General features: G+C 30.7%; 24 protein-coding genes. 11 read left to right on the top strand and 13 right to left on the bottom strand.

Annotated features, from left to right (window positions below; all coding sequences use genetic code 11):
• Positions 1 to 102 precede the first annotated feature (102 nt).
• The 7 genes from HNV10_RS11385 to HNV10_RS11415 all read right to left on the bottom strand — a co-directional run bounded on the left by HNV10_RS11385 (position 103) and on the right by HNV10_RS11415 (position 5,992).
• Positions 103 to 600: a hypothetical protein gene (locus HNV10_RS11385; protein ID WP_173301475.1), complete on the bottom strand. Its 498-nt coding sequence runs from the start codon at positions 598 to 600 to the stop codon at positions 103 to 105.
• Complete coding sequence (locus tag HNV10_RS11390; protein WP_173301476.1) at positions 600 to 1,127, bottom strand: FMN-binding protein; 528 nt, start codon at positions 1,125 to 1,127, stop codon at positions 600 to 602. Before HNV10_RS11390 ends, HNV10_RS11385 begins: the two co-directional genes overlap by 1 nt.
• Before the next feature lie 101 nt (positions 1,128 to 1,228).
• Positions 1,229 to 2,401, bottom strand: a complete 1,173-nt coding sequence (locus tag HNV10_RS11395) for a porin family protein (RefSeq protein WP_173301477.1) — start codon at positions 2,399 to 2,401, stop codon at positions 1,229 to 1,231.
• A gap of 242 nt (positions 2,402 to 2,643) precedes the next feature.
• Entirely contained in the window at positions 2,644 to 3,507 is an 864-nt protein-coding gene (locus HNV10_RS11400; RefSeq protein WP_173301478.1) for a hydroxymethylglutaryl-CoA lyase, read from the bottom strand.
• A gap of 44 nt (positions 3,508 to 3,551) precedes the next feature.
• Positions 3,552 to 4,301, bottom strand: coding sequence for a hypothetical protein (locus HNV10_RS11405; protein ID WP_173301481.1), 750 nt, complete (start codon positions 4,299 to 4,301; stop codon positions 3,552 to 3,554).
• Between the two features lie 3 nt (positions 4,302 to 4,304).
• Entirely contained in the window at positions 4,305 to 4,922 is a 618-nt protein-coding gene (locus tag HNV10_RS11410) for a LysE family translocator (protein WP_173301483.1), read from the bottom strand.
• A 41-nt stretch (positions 4,923 to 4,963) separates the two neighbouring features.
• Positions 4,964 to 5,992, bottom strand: coding sequence for a quinone-dependent dihydroorotate dehydrogenase (locus tag HNV10_RS11415; RefSeq protein WP_173301484.1), 1,029 nt, complete (start codon positions 5,990 to 5,992; stop codon positions 4,964 to 4,966).
• Positions 5,993 to 6,129: 137 nt separating this feature from the next.
• Here HNV10_RS11415 and HNV10_RS11420 point away from each other — a divergent pair, with 137 nt between their 5' ends.
• The 4 genes from HNV10_RS11420 (at position 6,130) to HNV10_RS11435 (ending at position 9,365) form a co-directional block, all read left to right on the top strand.
• Positions 6,130 to 6,960 (top strand): universal stress protein, encoded by an 831-nt coding sequence (locus tag HNV10_RS11420; RefSeq protein WP_173301485.1) that lies wholly within the window; start codon positions 6,130 to 6,132, stop codon positions 6,958 to 6,960.
• Between the two features lie 14 nt (positions 6,961 to 6,974).
• Positions 6,975 to 8,204 (top strand): peptidase T, encoded by a 1,230-nt coding sequence (gene pepT, locus HNV10_RS11425; RefSeq protein ID WP_173301487.1) that lies wholly within the window; start codon positions 6,975 to 6,977, stop codon positions 8,202 to 8,204.
• Positions 8,205 to 8,323: 119 nt separating this feature from the next.
• Positions 8,324 to 8,692 (top strand): DUF2200 domain-containing protein, encoded by a 369-nt coding sequence (locus HNV10_RS11430; protein ID WP_173301489.1) that lies wholly within the window; start codon positions 8,324 to 8,326, stop codon positions 8,690 to 8,692.
• Between the two features lie 76 nt (positions 8,693 to 8,768).
• Positions 8,769 to 9,365, top strand: a complete 597-nt coding sequence (locus tag HNV10_RS11435) for a YdeI/OmpD-associated family protein (protein WP_173301491.1) — start codon at positions 8,769 to 8,771, stop codon at positions 9,363 to 9,365.
• Between the two features lie 95 nt (positions 9,366 to 9,460).
• Here HNV10_RS11435 and yajC read toward each other — a convergent pair whose 3' ends face one another.
• From yajC to HNV10_RS11455, 4 genes are all read right to left on the bottom strand, one after another.
• On the bottom strand, positions 9,461 to 9,751 hold the full coding sequence (gene yajC / locus HNV10_RS11440; RefSeq protein WP_173301493.1) for a preprotein translocase subunit YajC: 291 nt from the start codon (positions 9,749 to 9,751) through the stop codon (positions 9,461 to 9,463).
• A 24-nt stretch (positions 9,752 to 9,775) separates the two neighbouring features.
• Complete coding sequence (locus tag HNV10_RS11445; protein ID WP_173301495.1) at positions 9,776 to 10,357, bottom strand: DUF1573 domain-containing protein; 582 nt, start codon at positions 10,355 to 10,357, stop codon at positions 9,776 to 9,778.
• A 227-nt stretch (positions 10,358 to 10,584) separates the two neighbouring features.
• A complete protein-coding gene (gene nusB, locus HNV10_RS11450; RefSeq protein ID WP_241695499.1) occupies positions 10,585 to 11,529 on the bottom strand; it encodes a transcription antitermination factor NusB in 945 nt (314 codons plus the stop codon).
• Positions 11,530 to 11,637: 108 nt separating this feature from the next.
• A complete protein-coding gene (locus tag HNV10_RS11455; RefSeq protein WP_173301497.1) occupies positions 11,638 to 12,741 on the bottom strand; it encodes a Glu/Leu/Phe/Val family dehydrogenase in 1,104 nt (367 codons plus the stop codon).
• Between the two features lie 134 nt (positions 12,742 to 12,875).
• Between HNV10_RS11455 and HNV10_RS11460 the strand changes: the two genes are divergently transcribed.
• Positions 12,876 to 14,630, top strand: coding sequence for an ABC transporter ATP-binding protein (locus HNV10_RS11460; protein WP_173301499.1), 1,755 nt, complete (start codon positions 12,876 to 12,878; stop codon positions 14,628 to 14,630).
• A gap of 66 nt (positions 14,631 to 14,696) precedes the next feature.
• On the top strand, positions 14,697 to 15,086 hold the full coding sequence (locus HNV10_RS11465) for a PUR family DNA/RNA-binding protein (RefSeq protein ID WP_173301501.1): 390 nt from the start codon (positions 14,697 to 14,699) through the stop codon (positions 15,084 to 15,086).
• Positions 15,087 to 15,183: 97 nt separating this feature from the next.
• On the opposite strand, the gene HNV10_RS11470 is transcribed toward HNV10_RS11465, so the two are convergent.
• Positions 15,184 to 15,519: a tRNA-binding protein gene (locus HNV10_RS11470; protein WP_173301503.1), complete on the bottom strand. Its 336-nt coding sequence runs from the start codon at positions 15,517 to 15,519 to the stop codon at positions 15,184 to 15,186.
• 22 nt (positions 15,520 to 15,541) lie between these two features.
• Between HNV10_RS11470 and HNV10_RS11475 the strand changes: the two genes are divergently transcribed.
• Positions 15,542 to 16,096: a thioredoxin family protein gene (locus tag HNV10_RS11475; protein ID WP_173301505.1), complete on the top strand. Its 555-nt coding sequence runs from the start codon at positions 15,542 to 15,544 to the stop codon at positions 16,094 to 16,096.
• Positions 16,097 to 16,102: 6 nt separating this feature from the next.
• On the opposite strand, the gene HNV10_RS11480 is transcribed toward HNV10_RS11475, so the two are convergent.
• On the bottom strand, positions 16,103 to 17,170 hold the full coding sequence (locus HNV10_RS11480; protein WP_173301507.1) for a tyrosine-type recombinase/integrase: 1,068 nt from the start codon (positions 17,168 to 17,170) through the stop codon (positions 16,103 to 16,105).
• Positions 17,171 to 17,356: 186 nt separating this feature from the next.
• On the opposite strand from HNV10_RS11480, the gene HNV10_RS11485 reads away from it, so the two are divergent.
• From HNV10_RS11485 to HNV10_RS11500, 4 genes are all read left to right on the top strand, one after another.
• On the top strand, positions 17,357 to 17,863 hold the full coding sequence (locus HNV10_RS11485; RefSeq protein ID WP_173301509.1) for a hypothetical protein: 507 nt from the start codon (positions 17,357 to 17,359) through the stop codon (positions 17,861 to 17,863).
• Positions 17,864 to 18,036: 173 nt separating this feature from the next.
• Positions 18,037 to 18,696: a hypothetical protein gene (locus HNV10_RS11490; RefSeq protein ID WP_173301511.1), complete on the top strand. Its 660-nt coding sequence runs from the start codon at positions 18,037 to 18,039 to the stop codon at positions 18,694 to 18,696.
• Between the two features lie 194 nt (positions 18,697 to 18,890).
• Entirely contained in the window at positions 18,891 to 20,090 is a 1,200-nt protein-coding gene (locus HNV10_RS11495) for a DUF2971 domain-containing protein (RefSeq protein WP_173301513.1), read from the top strand.
• Between the two features lie 164 nt (positions 20,091 to 20,254).
• A complete protein-coding gene (locus tag HNV10_RS11500; RefSeq protein WP_111660025.1) occupies positions 20,255 to 20,668 on the top strand; it encodes an FEKKY domain-containing protein in 414 nt (137 codons plus the stop codon).
• Positions 20,669 to 20,902 lie beyond the last annotated feature (234 nt).

Raw genomic sequence — 20,902 nt, forward strand, 5'->3', positions numbered from 1 at the left:
AAATAAAACTGAAGCAAGTACAACCCTTTAGTTATTTAAGGAAAATTGAGTAATTAATGTCATTCTCATTTTAATGTAAATCTACATTTAATATAAGAATAGTTATTGAAGGATTTTCTTTTTAAATAATTGTTGCATTATAACGAATGTTGATGCCATAAATGTAAAGGTCATCAATGTTCCAGAAATCATAACAATATATTTCATCCATGTAATACCTGTCCAAAGAAAATAGATACCACCAAAAGTTAATATGACAGATATAAATGGTTCAACTAACAGAAAGGTTTTAACTTTAGTATTAAGTCTAGTGGTAAGTAAAATTAAACCTATTAGAAAGAAAATAATGGACATTGATAAAATATGACCATGCACCAATGTAAGCATTTGTTGCTCATTCTTTTTAAACTTCATCACTTTGGCATCTAAGTCATCTTCGTTTCCTAGATATTGTTCTTCAATTCCATCTGGACTATTAGAAGAGGTTTCACTAACAAACAAAAGACCTGTATAAAAACCAACACTTAATACAATTACAAATGCAGCAATAAGCAATTTTAATTCTTTAGGAAAGGTTTCTATTGTGCCGTTTAATGTCATTATAAAATTCCTTTTTCGTTCAGTATTTTTAATGACTTCATTAAATCGTTCATAGCATTAGTCATAGAACGTACGGATATGGTGGCACCTGCTATAGCGTCTATATTATCGCCATATCTAAACTCATCACCTTTTGTTTTACCCGTGAATTGACGTAACCAACGCTTACTACTAATTTCACCGCCATACTCCTCTCTATAAATTAACACCTTAGTTTGCAGTATTATTAAGTTAGGGTCTAATAATACTAAATAGTCGTATTCTGCAGTTTTACTTGGAGCTTTAGAAACATAAGCATAACCTAAAAATTTATTAGAAGATTTTATTTCGAAAAAATTATCTTCGTCAAATTTAGACGGTAAGTCTTTGCCAATTTCTACAGGAATTATTTTTGCATCAAATGAAAATTCTTCAACTTGATAAGTTGATTTTATGACTTTATCAACTTTCTTTTGAAGCTTTGCGGAAAGTCCAAATCCAAATAAAACAAAGGCAATAAGCAATAAGGAGAACTGTTTAATTTTCATATAGCAAAAGTATTATATTTTTTCTAAAATTATATGGAAATGACAAAAGCCCATTTCCAATTTTAAAATTGACCATGAGCATTTTAACATGTTATAAATTATTAGAACCAAACACCTATTCCAAAGTTTAATCTATTATTAACCTCACTGTTATCGTCATTATTACTTCTAAACTGATAATCACCTTTAATCACAACACCTGGAGCAATATGATAGCTAAGGCCTGTTGTAATATCTGTTCTGTTATAAGCATCGTTTACTTCTAATCCTCCTTCTGTGCTAGCATGAGTATCATAGTTCTCGTAACGGGTAAAAGCAAATAGACGTTGTGCTTTGTTTAGAGGCAATAAGTTATAAGCAACTTCTGCATAATAACCCATAAGTGCACTTCCTAAATCTCTATTTGTTAATGTATTATAATCTTCAGTATCACTTAAAGACGCGTAAATAAATTGTCCTCTCGCTGTGAAACGTTTTTTAGCATAACGTGCATCTAAACCTACCATTGATATACCAATATTGGCTCCATCAATATCTTCAACATCGTCTGTGGCCTGTGTTTTGCCAAAATAACCAGACAATCCTAGACGTAAACCTGGTAAACCATAATATTCTATTTTTGTAGAAAATGTTGGGCTATCTATTGTAGATTGAATTGCTTTTTGTCTACCGCTTCGTAATCCATTACTTCCTTTTAAGAATCCTGTTACTTCACCATCTTCATTCTCTGTAGATTTAAACCCATTAAATATATAGGCTTGATAACCAATTGATGCCTCTGGAAAACGACCAGTAACACCAACTCCCATTTCTCTCCATGTTGTTGGTACAATGGCATTATCTACAGCAGGTCGCTCAACTCCATTAAAGGTTGTAGGTTCGTGATATTCGTTAACAATTCCCATAGGTACTAACATTAATCCACCACGTAAGCTAATATTATTGGCAACATTATAATTAACAAAAGCTTGTTCAACAAAAACTTCTACAGTATGTTCTAATTCTATTTCAGTAACAAACTGCGTTTTATCATTAAATTTATAACCAAAAAGTAGCACCATACGCTGAATATCTAATTCGCCATTCTGGCCTTCTGGTTGATTATACGTCATCTCACCATATGCTCCAACAGTTACGGCTTTTCCATAATTACCAGATAAAATACGCTGTGCCGCATTTAATTGGTTTTGAGGGTTATTTATAGAATCTTGGGCTGTTTGAGCGTAAGTAATAGAAGTAATTATTAAGGTGATGATAAATGTAATTTTTTTCATTTTTTATTCTGATTATTAAACTTATTTAGACTTGATATAAATAATTTTGAATTGAGAATGCAAAAATAATATAGTATTGTAATTACACAAACTTTATTTAGATTAAATTTAAATAGATTTTTAACTCTCTGTATTTATGACAGTTAGCGTCTTGAAAAACATTTTAAAAAATTAAAAAAAAGTTACGTAGATAAATTTCCTAGAATTAAAACAAAAATAATTGAGAGCTTAAATACCTAAAATTAATGGTAAACACTAAAAATTTTAGTAGCTTCATTATGAGAGCTTTCAAAACACATAGCATTAAGATTGTGTGCTTTTTTCTGTGTAAAATAAGATAGAAGTTTTTCTGTTGGCATATTACCTGTAAGGACATCTTTTGCCATAGGACAACCACCATAGCCTTGTATGGCACCATCAAAACGTCTACAACCTGCTTTGTAGGCGGCATCGATTTTTTCGAACCAAGAGGTTGGTGTTGTATGTAAATGCGCTCCAAATTCGATATTAGAATACGCAGGAATTAAATTTGAAAACAAATAATCAATATTCTCAGCATCAGAACTGCCAATAGTATCGCTTAACGAGAGAATTTTTACTCCCATTTTAGATAAACGTTCGGTCCACTCTCCTACTATATCTACATTCCAAGGGTCACCATATGGATTCCCAAATCCCATAGAGATATAAACCACTACCTCTTTATTACTTTTATCTGCAATCTCTAAAATTTCAGAAAGTGTAACCACAGATTCTGCAATGGTTTTATGTGTATTACGCATTTGAAAGTTTTCTGAAATAGAGAAAGGAAAACCTAAATAATCTATTTCTGAATGTTTAGAAGCATCATTTGCGCCTCTTGTATTAGCAATAATAGCGAGAAGTTTACTTTCTGTATTACTTAAATCTAATTGTGCTAAAACCTCAGCCGTATCTACCATTTGCGGAATGGCTTTTGGAGATACAAAACTTCCAAAATCAATAGTATCAAAACCTACACGAAGCAAGGACTGTATGTATTGTACCTTTTTTTCTGTAGGTATAAAATCCTTAATGCCTTGCATGGCATCTCTTGGACATTCTATGATTTTAACAGCTTTATTCATTGGTTCAAATATACGCTTTAGTCTTTCGATTTAAAAACTAATATTTAAGAATTGAATAATGCTTCACCTAAAAAACCAAACCAAATGGCATATCCAGAAATGCTACCAACTAATCCAGAAATGATAAATGTAAATCGGTATTTAATTGGAATGATTTTAAAAATTGCAATAAAAGTAATTATTAACCCAAATATTAAAGCAATAGAAGGAACTATCCACTCATTAAAACCCAAATATCTAGAAATTCTGAATTCATCGCCATGAAAATTTGACTTTGAAGATATTATTAAAGCATAAATACTGGTTATAAAGTTAAATACTTCTCGCAACGCAAACAAAGTCATAAAAACAGCAAACCAATCTAAAATCTTAAATCCATTTCGCCATTGATTTCGTCTAATGTATAAAATAGTCAATCCTATAAAACTTGTAAGCAGTGTTTGCGCTGGTCCACCAGCTGTAATCCAAAGGTTGTGATATCTATTTTGAGGAAATTTTTTATTAATACTATTTTGTAATTCTTCAACTTTTAATTTTAATTCATTTGGTAATTCTTCGTATTTAAAATCTAAATATTTTTTATAAATTTTCTCAATTTCTTTTACATCTTCATCTTCAACATAACCTTTTTGAACAATACTTGAACTTCCATAATTTAAGCGGGTTTCGTAACCAAAATATTTGGCAACTGCGATATGACCAAACTCATGCGTTAGTGTTCCTATTACGGTAAATAGAATAAAAGAGAAAATAATTAAGATAGAAAACTTTGGAATAAAATTGAGTTTCAGCATATGCTAAATTAGTATAAAAACAGCAATCCCAACAAAAACAACAACCTGAAGCCATTTTAAAACTAATCCTGAGTTTTTATGATTTAAGGTATAGGTTTTAATCTTACCTGCTAACAATGCTATGGTAGAAAAAACAATAAAAGATACTAGCATAAAAATACCACCTAAAATATAAAACTGAATTATGGTACTTATAGTCTCACTAAACAAAAATCCAGGGAAAAATGCGAGAAAAAAAATAGTGACTTTAGGGTTGAGAACATTCATAAAAAAACCTTGAACAAATAGTTGTTTCAAACTTTTTTTAGGCACATTTTCAGAATTCAAACTTATGCTAGCATCAGATCTAAACACTTTATAAGCGAGATATAAAAGATAAAACGCACCTAAAAGTTTAATTAAAAAAAATATATTTTCATTTGCTGCTATAATTGCAGATACACCAAAAGCTAAAAGCGTGGTATGAATAATACATCCAGAAATTAAACCACATACGGTTGCTAATCCATAAGATTTTCCGTTGCTAATGCTCTGTACTAATACATAGATATTATCTGGTCCTGGCGAAATTGCCAAAACTGATGTTGCTAATGCAAATGATAAGAGGATATCGTAATTCAAATTAATTTATATGAGCTTTTAATTACGGAAAAGCTTGATGTTTACCTTAACAAAGCCTTATTAATACGTTTTATTAAAGATGGTCCTTCGTAAATAAAACCAGTATAGACTTGTACTAAATCTGCACCAGCCTCAATTTTCTCTAAAGCATCATCTGCAGAATGAATGCCTCCTACACCAATAATAGGAAAAGCTTTGTTGCTCTTTTCGGCTAAATACTTTATGACTTTTGTCGATTTTTCCTTAATTGGTTGTCCACTAAGTCCACCATTTCCAATTTCTGCTAGTCTTGCGTTATCAGTTTTTAAACCCGTTCTGTCAATAGAGGTGTTGCTTGCAATTACGCCATCGAGGTTAGTTTCTGCAATAAGTTCTATAATTTCATCTAACTGTACATCATTTAAATCTGGTGCAATTTTAAGAAGAATTGGTTTTTGTTTTGTAAAGTTTGAATTTGCCTTCTGTACACTAGAAATTAACTCTAATAAGTAATCCTTATCATTTAATTTGGCATGACTCCCAACATTAGGGCAACTAACATTTAATACAAAATAATCTACATAAGGATGTAATGCATTAAAGCATTCTAAGTAATCCTTGGTATAATCTTCAGGCAAAGTTTGGGTGTTTTTACCAATATTTCCACCAATAATTAAATGCCCTTTATTCTTTTTAAGCTGCGAAATTGCTGCTTCAAGACCATTATTATTAAAACCCATTCGGTTAATAATACCTTTGTCTACTTTTAATCTAAACAAACGTTGTTTAGGGTTTCCTTCTTGTGCTTTTGGTGTTACGGTTCCTATTTCAATAAAACCAAAACCAAAGTTTGCTAAATCGTTATATAAAACTGCATTCTTATCGAAACCAGCAGCCAAACCTACGGGATTTTTAAATGTGAGTCCAAATAATTGCCGCTCTAACCGTTTATCTTTAACCACATATAAAAATTTAAAAATAGAACGTACACCTGGGATTCTAGATAAATTTTTAATTAAAGAGAACGTAAAATGGTGCACTTTCTCTGGATCGAAACAAAATAATATGGGTCTAATTAGCGCTTTATACATAGAAAGGGTTTGTAAATACAAAAATAAGCATCTCTTCTGTATTAAGGAAGTAATAATTTTATCATAAACTGTCATTTATCATTATTATTACTTTGTATTTTGTTTAACTTTGGAAACCTAATTAAAAAAAAAATATCATGAAAAAAATTATTGTTCCTGTAGATTTCTCAAAATATTCAGAGTACGCTTTAGAAACGGCTGCAGCTTTAGCAAAAAAGCACCAATCAGAATTGATTGTTATGCATATGTTAGAAATGTCAGAATCAATTATATCTTCTAGCAGTACTCAAAGAGGTGAAGAAAATGCATTTATGTTATTGGTCGCTAATAAAAAGTTTGAAGCATTTTTAGATAAGCCTTACCTTGAGGATATTAATGTAACTCCTTTAGTAAAATACCATAAGGTATTAAAAGAAGTTGCAAAAGTTGCAAATGAAGAAAGAGCCGATTTAATTGTAATGGGTTCTAGAGGACATAGTGACCATGATGGCATCTTTACTGGTTCTAATACGGAAAAAGTGGTACGCTATAGTGAAACACCTGTTTTAGTTGTAAAATCTAAATTAAAATCTGTTGATTTTGACCATATTGCATTAGCATGTGATTTTTCTGAAAAAAGTATTCCTTCCGTTAAAAATGCTTTAGAATTGCTATCTAAATTAGGTAAGAAAACAACTTTGGTAAATATAAACGCACCAACTTTAGGATTTTTAAGTACAGATGAAATTGATGAAAAAATCGAAAATTTCTTAAGCTTATCTAAACTTAATGCCTCTGATTTAAACATAGACCGAATTTCTGATCATAACGTAGAAGATGGCATATTAAGTTTTGCCAAAAGAGAAAAAGCCGATGCTGTTTCTATGATTACACACGGCAGAAAAGGGTTAAGTCATTTCTTTGGTGGCAGTATTTCTGAGGATGTTGTTAACCACAGTAAATTACCTGTTATTACATTTAAAATTTAATAAAAAATAAATTTATGCAGCATATTATTAATCGTTTTATAAGTTATATTACGATAGATACAGAATCTGACCCAAATTCTGAAACTACACCAAGTACCATGAAACAGTGGGATTTGGCTAATAAATTAGTTGAAGAACTTAAGGATATTGGTCTTAGTGATGTTACAATAGACGATAATGCATATATTATGGCAACCTTACCTAGTAATGTAGACCATGATGTACCAACTATAGGTTTTATTTCTCATTTTGATACGTCTCCTGATTTTACAGGTGCCAACATTAAGCCTCAAATTATTGAGAATTATAATGGTAAAGACATTATTCTTAATGCCGAACAAAACATCATCTTATCTCCAGATTATTTTGAAGATTTGTTACTTTACAAAGGTCAAACTTTAATTACAACGGATGGCACTACCCTTTTAGGTGCAGATGACAAAGCCGGAATTACGGAAATCGTAACTGCCATGGAATACCTTATTAATCATCCCGAAATTAAACATGGTACCATTAAAGTTGGTTTTACACCAGATGAAGAAATAGGTAGAGGCGCTCATAAATTTGATGTAAAGAAATTTGGTGCAGAATGGGCTTATACCATGGATGGAAGCCAAGTTGGTGAGCTAGAATACGAAAACTTTAACGCTGCAGGTGCAAAAATTACTGTAAAAGGTAAAATTGTACATCCTGGTTATGCTAAAGGAAAAATGATAAACTCTATGTATTATGCTTCTGAGTTTATTAATGCGTTACCAAGATTAGAAACACCAGAACATACAGAAGGTTATGAAGGTTTTTTCCATTTACATAATATGGAAGGTGAAGTTGAAGAAACAACACTTCAATATATAATAAGAGATCACGACAAAACGAAATTTGAAGCACGTAAGACTTTAATGCAAAAAATTGTAGATGATTTAAATTCCACCTACGAAAGTGAAGTTTTTTCAATAGAAATAAAAGACCAATACTTTAATATGAAAGAAAAGGTAGAACCTGTAATGCATATTGTAGATATTGCAGAAGAAGCTATGAAAGCTGTTGGTGTTACACCATTAATAAAAGCTATTAGAGGCGGAACAGATGGTTCTCAACTTTCTTACATGGGTTTACCTTGTCCTAATATTTTTGCAGGTGGCCATAATTTTCATGGTCGATATGAGTATGTGCCAGTAGAGAGTATGCAGAAAGCTGTAGAGGTTATTGTAAAAATTGCAGAACTTACAGCTATAAAAAAATAAGTATACCTTACGTATATAGTGTTAATAAGCAGCGAATTAAAAATAATTTTAGTTTGCTGCTTATTTTTTTTGTACTTAATTTTAAGAATCTTAATTATTTTAGTTTTAAACCAAAACCTATGAGTACTACAACACCAGAACACGATGAGCGTGTAGCTAAATTAACCTTTGCCTCTGTTTATCCTCATTATGTTTCAAAAGTTGAAAAGAAAGGAAGAACTGTAGCAGAATTACATCAAGTAATTGAATGGTTAACTGGTTATGATGAAATTAAACTTCAAGAACTTATAGATACTAAAGTTACTTTTAAAATCTTTTTTGAAAATGCAACTTTGAATCCTAATGCTCATCTCATTAAAGGTGTAATTTGTGGTTATAGAATAGAAGATATTGAAACACAATTAACGCGAGAAGCCAGATATTTAGACAAATTAGTAGATGAATTGGCCAAAGGACGTAAAATGGAAAAGATATTGCGTGCTACTTAAGTTTGTAGTAACAATTAATATTATGATGAATTCATAAAAATGAACTCTGATCAATTTTTAACAAAACCTCTTCAATATGAAAAAAATAACCTCAGTAGAAGAATATATAGAAGTTAATCCTCACTTCTCCGAAGAGATTAGCATTTTACGTGCTATTGTCACTTCTACGGAGTTAGAAGAAACCATTAAATGGAGTATGCCAACGTATTGTTTAAATGGAAAGAACGTTTTAGGTATTGGTGCTTTTAAAAATCATTTCTGTATTTGGTTTCATCAAGGTGTGTTTTTAAAAGATGAGCATCAATTATTACATAATGCTCAAGAAGAAAAAACTAAGGCGATGCGACAAATGCAATTTAATACTAAAGCTGACATCAATCAGGCTGCCATTTTAGCTTATGTAAAAGAAGCTATAGAGAATCAGCACTTGGGACGCGAAATAAAACCAAAGCGTAATACTAAACCAATTGTTATTCCAGAGGAATTAAAAGCTGCTTTAAATACCAATACAGCGCTTAAAAGTACATTTAATAAACTATCACCTTCACATCAACGTGAATATTGTGAATACATCTCAGAGGCCAAACGCGAAGCCACCAAAAAAAGACGACTAGATAAAATTATTCCGATGATAGCATCTAAGAAAGGTTTAAATGATAAGTATAACTCTTAGATTTTTAGATTATTTCTATTAATTCTTACTTTGTAAAACGAAAAAAGACTGTGCAATTAAGAACAGTCTTTTTATATAAGTTAATATGCTTCAACTTACTTTTTAGTAGCTGGTGCATTTAATTTATTACTCATTTCCATTGAAATTGCTGAACGGTCAAATTTAATTTTCCCTGCTAACGTTTCAATCACACAACTGTGATCTTTATCGTTTAGCTCAACAACTTTGCCATGCATTCCACTTTTAGTAATGACACGGTCACCACGTTTTAATTCTGCTGCAAACTTCTTTTCTTGTTTAGAGCGTTTCATTTGTGGTGCAATCATAAAGAAATACATCACTGCAAAAATACCAATTATTGGTAAAAATGATCCAATTGAGTCCATTCAGTTATTATAAGTAATAATTAATTAATCGTGGTTATGTCCTTCGTGACCTGGTTGTGTAGAAGATTTTCTCGGTGCAGCAGCTCCATTATCTACAGACAATGGGTTTATAGTTGCTTTTCCTGCTTTTTGAGTAGGTGCAGTAGCTTTTTTAGCCGCATTAGGATCTTGTTCTACAAACGCAGAAATCTTTAACATTTCTTTTCCTTTTTCAGTGTTGGTTGTCATGGTAATAGATTTAGTAACTTTTCCATTTCCTTTTCCATTAAATTTTACTGAAAATTCACCTGTTTCACCTGGTGCAACTTCTTTTGTCCAATTAGAAGGTACTGTACAACCGCAAGTAGACTTAATGTTACTTACTACTAACATTGAATTACCTGTATTAGTATATTTGAAAATTGTTTCTACTGGAGTACCATTTTCAATAGTACCAAAATCGTGCTCTGTTTTATCTAAAGATATCACTGGAAAATCACCTGCATTTGCATCTCTTTCTGCAGCAACAGCAATATTTTCAGTTTTAATTTTACTGGCTGCATCTTCTTTGCAAGAAGTAAATGCCACCATACATAATGCACTAAGACCTAGAATTACTTTTTTCATTATTTTTTATTTTTTGATTTAAGATTTAATTTCAGCATGCGAAGTTAAGGATAATTTTAATCAATAAAAATAATTAAGAATCCGTTAACATAGTTTTGTACGTTAAAACTTACTTATTAAGTGTTTTTAACCAAGAAATATTCAATTTTTACTAGGCTACATACCCAATGCTTAATAAAAAATATAACTAGATATAATTCTGAAACACTGTATAATGTACTTTTCGTTTACATTAAACCTCTACCTGTTTTTAGGTATAAATTTTCGGCCTGGTATTCTTTTACTATTTTATCTAAAATTCCATTAATAAATAAACTACTCTTTGGAGTGGAATATTCTTTAGCAATTTCTAGATATTCATTAATTGTAACTTTATACGGAATAGATGAAAATTTCTGAAATTCGCATAATGCCATTCTTAAAAGCACACCATCTATACTTGCTAAACGCTCGCTATCCCAATTAGTTGTTTTTTTTGAAATTTCTTCGGCAAACTTAGAATTATTAAGAAATGTTTTTTGTAACAATTCTTTTGCAAATTCTAAATCATCTTCATCTTTATATAATTCTGGTAATAAAGCTGTTTCTGGTGATGTTAACTTTAACTTTCTTAATATTCTAAGAATAGCTGTATTAACAACGGGTAAATCATCAATCCAAGTTAATTTTTTGTCTTCAAAAAATTCATAAAGTTTTTCATTAGGTGCTATAATCTCTGTAAAAACATCAATTATAAAATGCTTATCTTTTTTAAAGCTTGTTTCTTTTTCATCTGTATAAAATTTATACAAATCACTTTTTAATATGTCTTTAAAAATGATATCTACATATTCAAAATCTAAGTGCCAAAAATTTAGCTTACTACTAGAGATTGCTTCTTGTAGAATAGTATTACTACTAATAAGATGTAATAATTGATTGTCTTGTAGTTTATGACTTAAGTTTTTATCTGCTTCAGATTTAACGATTTTATTTTTAATTTTCTCGTTATGATCTTTGCTCTTTTTATGGAGCTCTATAAGTAAAGCTACAACGGATAGATATAAATCATACATGCTATCTAAACTGTGAAGTAAGAACTTCTGCTCTTTTATTAAATCATCACTTTCGGTACCTTTAAAAGCATACATAGATTGCATAACTTTTATTCTAATGTGTCTTCTGTTTAGCATGTGTAAGAACTAACTTTAATTTTGGTTATTAAAAAAAGGTGAAACTTATTAAAGTTTCACCTTGCAAAAATACTATTAATTAATTTTTATTTGAGAATTAAAATGCGACTATTTTAATTTTTCTTGTTTTCTTATTTCAATACGCTCTTTAGCAATGTTTAACGCTGCTGTGTGCGTTGTAAGGTCATTTATTTTAGCGTTATCCAAAATTTCGAGTGTTGTATTGTAAATATTCTCCGTTTTACGCATTATTTCTTGTCTTCCATAATTCTCTAACTCTGCATAAACATTAATAATTCCGCCTGCATTAATTAAAAAATCTGGAGCATAAACAATGCCACGATTTTTTAAAATAAGTCCGTGTTTGGCCTCTTCTGCCAATTGATTGTTTGCAGCACCTGCTATTATTTTTGCCTTTAATTTATAAACAGTATCATCATTAATTGTTGCACCTAATGCACAAGGTGCATAGATATCCATTTCTTCATTATAAATATCATTTCCTTTATAAATAGAAACGCCATATTTATCGCGTACTTCCTCTAAGCGTTCTTGGTTAATGTCGGTAATAGTAACATGAGCACCTTCATTCATTAAATGCTCAACAAGTCCTTCTCCTACATTTCCTATGCCTTCAACAAATATATTTTTATCTTCTAAAACATCTGATCCATATTGAAACTTTGCAGCAGCCTTCATTCCCATAAAAACACCATAAGCAGTAATTGGCGAAGGATTTCCTGCACCACCTTTACTCTGAGAAATTCCGGTTACAAAAGGTGTTACCTCTCTTACTGTATCCATATCTTCTGTAGTCATCCCAACATCTTCGGCTGTAATATAACGACCACTTAAAGAGTGAACAAATTCTCCAAAACGCCTCATTAATTCTGGTGTTTTCTGCGTTTTAGCATCACCAATTATAACAGCTTTACCGCCTCCGAGATTTAAACCTGTAATGGCTGATTTAAAGGTCATTCCACGCGATAAACGTAAAACATCATTTAGTGCTTCCCATTCATTTGCATAGTTCCACATTCTTGTACCACCTAAAGCTGGTCCTAAAACTGTATTATGAATACCAATTATCGCTTTTAAACCAGTATCTTTGTCATTGCAAAAAACAATTTGCTCATGATCGTCAAAAGAGTGTTGACCAAAAACGGGATCCATTTTCTTTAAGTCCTTTGAAGTTATAATTTCTGAAGTCATTTTTATCATTAGATATTAGGGTGTTTATAGACTTTCTAAAAACAACATGCAAAAGTAAATTATAAATAGAGGATTAGCAAAATATTAACTATTAAATACGATTATCGTAATACTTTTGTCCTACGAAATACAATATGAAAGCACTAAAACACCTAAATAAGTACTTTTTAAAATATAGATATCGCCTAATTATTGGTGTAATCATCACTATAATCTCTAAGATATTTGCACTTTTTACGCCTCGCTTAGTTGGTGCTTCAATTAACGTTGTCTCTGATTATTTGGATGGAAATATTTCAAAAGCAATTTTTAAAAGCGAACTTTTAACCAATGTAATCTACTTGGTAGGAGCGGCTGTAATTGCAGGTTTATTTACTTTTTTAATGCGGCAAACCATTATAAATGTGTCTCGTTATATAGAATATGATTTAAAAAATGAAATTTATAAGCATTATCAAGTACTCTCACTAAGTTTTTATAAATCTAACCGAACAGGTGATTTAATGAATCGTATTAGTGAAGATGTTGGTAAAGTGAGAATGTATGTAGGTCCTGCAATAATGTATACTATAAATACAATTACTTTATTTGCTGTGGCTGTAATTTATATGGCAGATCGTTCGCCATCATTAACTCTATATACCTTATTACCCTTACCTATTCTATCGGTTGCCATTTATAAATTAAGTCGGTTAATAAATCACAGAAGTACTATTGTACAACAGTCATTATCTACCCTTTCAACTTTTTCTCAAGAAACATTTAGCGGAATATCAGTTATAAAATCTTATGGTATTGAACCTAGAACCAATGCAGAGTTCGAAACTCTTTCTGCAGAAAACCGTGAGAAACAAATAAACCTTACTAAGGTACAAGCCTTATTTTTTCCGATGATGATCTTACTCATTGGTATTAGTAATCTTATTGTAATATATGTTGGAGGTATGCAATATATGAATGGCAAAATTGAACATATAGGAACCATTGCTGAATTTATTATTTATGTAAACATGCTAACTTGGCCTGTTGCCACAGTGGGTTGGGTAACATCTTTAGTACAACAAGCAGAAGCTTCGCAAGAGCGAATTAATGAATTTCTAAATACTGAACCAGAAATTAAAAATACAGTAGATGAATTAACACCAATTAAAGGTGATATTGAATTTAAACATGTCTCATTTGTTTATCCAGATACAAATATTGAAGCCTTAAAGGACGTTAGTTTTAGTTTAAAATCTGGGCAAACATTAGCTATTTTAGGAAAAACAGGATCAGGAAAATCAACAATCTTAGACCTTATTGGTCGTTTGTATGATATTGATAAAGGTTCTATATTAATAGATAACACCAACATTACAGACCTCAATCTTTCTAGCCTTAGAGAAAGTATTGGATATGTGCCGCAAGATGCCTTTTTGTTTTCGGATTCTATAAGAAACAATATAATGTTTGGAAAAGAAGACGCTACCGAAAATGAAGTTATAGACGCTGCAAAAAACGCCAGAGTTCATAAAAACATTATTGGATTTAGTAAGGGCTATGACACCATTTTAGGAGAACGCGGTATTACCCTATCTGGCGGACAAAAACAACGTGTTTCTATTGCTAGAGCTATTATTAAAAAACCAGATATTTTATTATTTGACGATTGTTTATCTGCTGTAGATACAGAAACTGAAGAAAAGATTTTAAAGAATTTAATAAAACTTACCAAAGATAAAACAACGATTATTGTGAGTCACAGAATTTCTTCGGCTAAAAACGCTGATCAAATTATTGTTTTAGAAGATGGAAAAATTATTGAATCTGGAAACCATGAAAGCCTTATCAATACTGATGGTTATTACAAAGAATTATACATGAAACAACTCTCAGAAAAAGAAATGTAAATATTTGTTGTTTAGCTTACTTTTTTTTTAGATTTTTGGATTGAAATTATAAACAACAATTGAGTTATGAGTGATTATGAAATGATGGATAAAGAAGAGATTTATTCTAAAGTTTTACGCGCAGGTAGAAGAACGTATTTCTTTGATGTAAGAGCTACTAAAGCTGGTGACTATTATTTAACAGTTACAGAGAGTAAAAAGTTTACTAACGATGATGGTTCTTTTCATTATAAAAAACATAAAATATACCTTTATAAAGAGGATTTTACTGAGTTTAAAGAAATTTTAGCTGAAATGACCGATTATATCATTAATGAAAAGGGTCAGGAAGTTATTAGTGAGCGTCACCAAAAAGATTTTAAACGCGAAGATAATTTTGTTGCTCACGAAGCTAAAACAGCAGAAGACACAGCAAGTACAGATAGTTTTACTGATATCAGTTTTGACGATATCTAGAAATTTTTTTTTTATAAATTATAATGAAAACCGTTACTCTTGTAGCGGTTTTTTTATTTTTAAAAGGTTTATTTCTTCAAGATTAATTATTTTAACTTTAAGAAACTCCTATTCCATTTTTTACTTTACTTTCTGGATGTAATAAATACACATCTTTTTCTTTCACTGCTCCTACTACTAAACATTCACTCATAAATTTCGCAATCTGCTTTTTAGGAAAATTAACCACAGCCACTATCTGTCTATTAATTAAATCTTTTGGTCTGTACATTGTGGTAATCTGAGCAGAAGATTTTTTAATGCCTAAGTCACCAAAATCTATTTTTAGTTGATAAGCCGGTTGACGCGCTTCAGGGAAATCAGTCACTTCAATAATTGTCCCAATTCTTAAATCTACCTTTGTAAAGTCTTCATAAGTTATTATCTTTTCCATTCTCAAATATAAAAAAAACTAGATGGCTCGTACAGAATCTAATATGTTACCTTTAGGTACCACAGCACCAGATTTTTATCTATTAGATACGTTAGATAACACTAAAAAATCACTTCAAGATTTAAGAGGAATTAATGGCACTTTAGTGTTTTTTATCTGTAATCATTGTCCGTTTGTAATTCATATTAATTCAGAATTAGCACAATTAGCCAAAGATTATATTTCTAAAGGTATTAATTGCATAGCTATTTCAAGTAATGATATTGTAAACTATCCGCAAGACCGACCAGAATTAATGAAACAGAATGCCATAGATAACGATTTTATTTTTCCCTACTTATACGATGAAACCCAAAACGTTGCCAAGGCTTATGATGCAGCTTGCACGCCAGATTTTTTCTTATTTAATAACCAATTGAAACTTGTATATACTGGCCAGTTAGATGATTCTAGGCCAGGAAATAACATTCCTGTTACAGGTAAAGATATTAGAACAGCTCTCAATGCTTTAGTTAAAAATGAAACTATTAGCACCAACCAAAAACCAAGTATGGGTTGTGGAATAAAGTGGAAATAATTCTTATTATAAAGTGTCTAATGGACTTTTAAGATTTGTTAAGGCAGAATTAGACACATGCGTATAAACTTGTGTTGTTTTAATACTATAATGACCTAATAATTTTTGAATAAACCGAAGATCTGCGCCACTTTCTAACAAGTGTGTTGCATAACTATGACGCAAACCATGCACACCAATTTTTTTATTAATTTTAGCTTTTAACATAGCACGTTTAAAAATGGCTTGTACGCTTCTTGGGCTATAGACACCACCATATTGTCCTTCAAAAAGCCATTCTTTTGGTCTGTGTTCTATATAGTAACTACGTAATAGTTCTAAAACCGTATGAGGCAGATTAACGTATCTGTCCTTTTTGCCTTTTGCACCAGAAACGAGTACAACCATATTATTACTATCAATGTGAGAAACTTTTAAGTTTACAATTTCGCTAACACGCAAGCCCATACCATAACAAAGTTTTAAAATTAACAGATGCTTAGAGTTATCTACTACTTTAAAAAGGCGTTTTACTTCTGCTTTACTTAACATTTTAGGTAATGTTAATGGCTTTTTTGGTCTTGGAATATTGAAAAACATTTGTGGTTGCAATTTTACTTTTTCGAAATAAAACTTAATGGCATTAATTTTTCCATTCATTTTACGTTCGCCCATATTTAATACTTTAACGCAGTATAGAAAATAATCTTTAAGACGTTGATGGGTTAAATCATCAACAGGATATTTTTTTAAAATTAATAATAAATGAGCAAATTCAGACAGGTACATTCTAATAGTATTTGGACTATATGCCTTTAGTCTTAACTGATCATAGTAATGTTGAAATGCTTCTTGATTTACGACATCTATTTTCTTTAATAGTTTTAAGTGTGGATGCTTTTTAGAAATTTCAAGAGAATTTCTAACGGTTGGAAGATCCACTATATACCATGACCTTTTACTTTGGCTCCATTTTGCTGATGGATAACGTTGTTTAAATTGATTTAGAAGTATTTGATTGTACTGAAAATGAACCCAAATAACATTTTTATTTCTGTGTGTACCAGGAGTGAATTTGTAGTTACTTTTGTCCATATATAATGTTCGTATTTTAGATATCAAAAACGACGTAAATATAGACAATAAATTTAACAGATATACAAAATACGAACACTTTATTTGACTGAAATAAAGACTATTACTATGATTGCGGATTAAATTAATTTTAGTACATTTGGTTAGACACTTTCGTATATATAAGTGTTGTACGCAAGCTGAAAAATGGAACGCATAGGGAAAATAAACGACAGAGAAATATTCTACATTTCGACAAAAGATAATTCGGAATGGCTGAATTCACTTCCGACTGACAAATGGGTTGTTTTTACTATTGCCGACAAAGAAAATCGCGAAATACTGCGCGAAAGTACAGTTGGAATATTGGACAAAAACGTGACTTATACGTGTAGTGCTGGGGAACTTGCAGGATTGACGGAACAATACTTTGATGAGGAAATTGTTTGGCGTGGAGTTCAATATGAAGAAAAAACTGGAAAGGAATACGACTATGAAGAATCGCCAATGACAACTATGCACCAAAATTTTAGCGAAGGATTTTGGTTTTCAGCGTATTGTGCATTTGATGGAAAAAAGGAAATCAATAAAATCGTTTGCGTTGACTTTACAACTCGTAAAGTAAAAAAACATTTGACTGAATTGGTCGGAAAAATAAATAATGGATGGTTGCCAAATGACGAGGAAATAGAATTAGCTGAATATGACAACTGACAAAAAAAGCCTGCGTACAACAACGTGTATAATTAATTGCTAGTACTCGCCTACTTACGAAAATTCCGCTGGAATTTTCTATCTGTGATTTGTTTGTTAACTTAGTTGCTTAACCACGCAACTAACCATACACAAGACCGTTGTAAGCCATTTACCGAAAACCTCGAAACTGAATGAAAATCGGAATTAATAACATATTTACATCATTTTGGTTTGTTATAATGTTTTTATGTGGAGGAACTTTGACTTACTTTTCTTTTGACCGAAATTTATTTACAAGTGACTTAATATTTATTGCAAAATTTTTTGTTGGACTTATAGTCTTTATGACAATTGGAATTCTATGCTACTTTCTTTATAAATTCAGAATAATAATTATTGACAATAATATCGTTTCAATTAATCCATTTTGGTTTAAAAAAGAAAAAATTGACCTAACAAAAATCAAGAAACTGAATTTGGAGAACTTTTTTGCTTTTCGTGGAATAGTTTACAGAAGAATTGAGATAACTGATATTAATGGAAAGTTGGAAATTAACGATTTGGAATTTGAAAACTTTGAAAAACTGACATCTGAAATAAACTTAGACCGAAACAAAAAGAAAGAGATTGACTTAGAACAAGCCAAATCCAACCTTTCGAGCTTAAATTTTAATGTTTATATACTTTCAGGACTATTAATATTTTTAGTTTTCAATACTATTTGGAATAGCGGATTTCATCCAATAGTTCTCGCATTTTTTACATGTATTGGAATTTTATTATATGCGTCGATAAAAAGAAAAATTGAATACAAACGAACAATAAAAAACGGCTTACAACACCGTGTATAATTAATTGCTAGGTTCTTCTCTACTTGCGAAAATTCCTGCGGAATTTTCACGGGTTCGTTAAAGTTTGCTAACTTAGTTGCCTAACAACGCAACTAACCATACACAAACACGTTAGCAAACATTACAAAATCAGACTGCGAAAAAACTGAATACAGAAATCTACACCTATATTCTTTAAAAGAATTCAAACACAAATGAAAGAAGTTCAAAAATTCATCAATGAATACAACGAAAATATAACCACAACTAATGCACAACAAGCAGTTGATGATTTTTTGAATAATTATTTTACTTGGAAAAATATCGTTGGTTATATGATAGAAGGTAAAGATGGAGAAAGAGAGTATGGAAAAGTTCTTGTCATTTTTTCGGTTGCTATTTCTGAAATAAATTCTATCACAGAGGGTATTATTGATACTTTAATTTCAGAAGTGCAAGAATATGAAAACAAGGTAAAATATATGTTTGGAATAAAATCAGCACTTTATAGTAATCTCGGATTTTGTTGGCATAAATTAGGTCTGTTATATGATAATATGGCTATTGAAGCATTTAAAAAGTACATATTTTATCAAACGACACTTTCTAATCATACAAGCTACAACGAATTAACTTGCTATTCATTTCGTAATTGTTCTAAATTTCTCTTCCAATCATTAGTAAATGATACTTTAAATCTTTCTTCACCCACAACATTCAACGATATATTTGATTGTCCTATAATTGAATTAATGAATAATGATGATGATATTTCAAAATTAATAAGGGAAGCATATTTAAGTGGAATAAAAGTGGCGTGTTTTGTGAAAAATGAAAAGTTACCTTATACTAATGATGCATTGGATACTCAGATAAGTAATGACAAAAAGAATAAAAAAGACAAAAAGGAATATCTTAATGAATTAATGTGGGCTCATTATGCTGATTCACATAAGGGTATTTGTATAAAATATAAATTCCCAAGTAACGTAACAACTTCAGGAAGTGAAAATAACAACTATGTAACTTACTTTAAAGATGTCGAATATACTTTTGATTTGAAAAAATACTCCAAGCAGAATTCTATAAATATGAAGGATGCATTTTTTGCAAAAGGGAAATCTTGGAAATATGAAAATGAATTACGACTTTTATATTATAATCCAACAAACAATGATTCTCACATTTCTTTGCCAATATCAAATTGCATAGAAGCAGTTTATTTTGGTGTTAAATGTTCTGACAAGGATAAGCAAACAATTAGAAACCTATTAAAAGGCAAAAAATGTGTATCGTACAAATCTCAATGGGTAGATAATAAAGAGAAAGAAATTAAAGAAGAAAAAGATGTTGAATTTTATCAAATGAAAATTGATGAAAAAGTATTTGGAGCAATACAATCCGTAAAAGCTTAATATACTTGAACGAGAAATAACGTATGCTAACACCGTATATAATTTATTGCTGGCTTCTCACCTACTTACGAAAGTCCTCGCGGACTTTATTGGTCGGTAATTATTTACTAAATTAGTTTCTTAAACCACGCAACAAACCATATACAAACACGTTGTGTATAATTATGAAAAAACTGAAGAATACATATTTGATAATATTTTGCAGTCTTATGACTTGCGGAATTAATGCGCAATCGGAAAAAGATTCAACCGAATTAAAAAAACCAATTTTTACTCATACGGTAAAAGTTGAGTTTAAATCTGATTTTAATATTGAAGGTGCTAAAAAAGCTATTAAGGAAGAAAATATTCGGATTTTATTTCCAGGTGGCTTTGGTGGAATGCCTGATTTCGACAATGAAATAGATATTGCTTTTCAAAAGAAATATTCGGTCGAATTCTTTAGTCAAGGTTGTATTAGAATGGGAGAAGATGAAAACGAAGAGGAATATAACCAAACCATTTTTACTTATTTGGATAAAAAGTACGGTAAAAAATGGCGTAATGAAATCAGAGATGGCGCAATCGGAATGAACTAACTATACACAACACCGTGTATAATTAATTGCTTTTTACGTGCTTACTTGCGAAAATTCCTGCGGAATTTTCTCGGATTCGTGAAAGTTTGCTAACTTAGTTGCTCAACCACGCAACTAACCATACACAAACACGTTAACTCTAATAAGGCAGCGCAATTTAAAAATCGGAACCTAACGCTAAAAAATCAAGTCGTTTAAGCCGAACTGAACGCAAAAAACTCACTCGAAATCTGA

Origin of the sequence: Winogradskyella litoriviva, from assembly GCF_013249065.1 — a bacterium.
Classification (GTDB): domain Bacteria; phylum Bacteroidota; class Bacteroidia; order Flavobacteriales; family Flavobacteriaceae; genus Winogradskyella; species Winogradskyella litoriviva.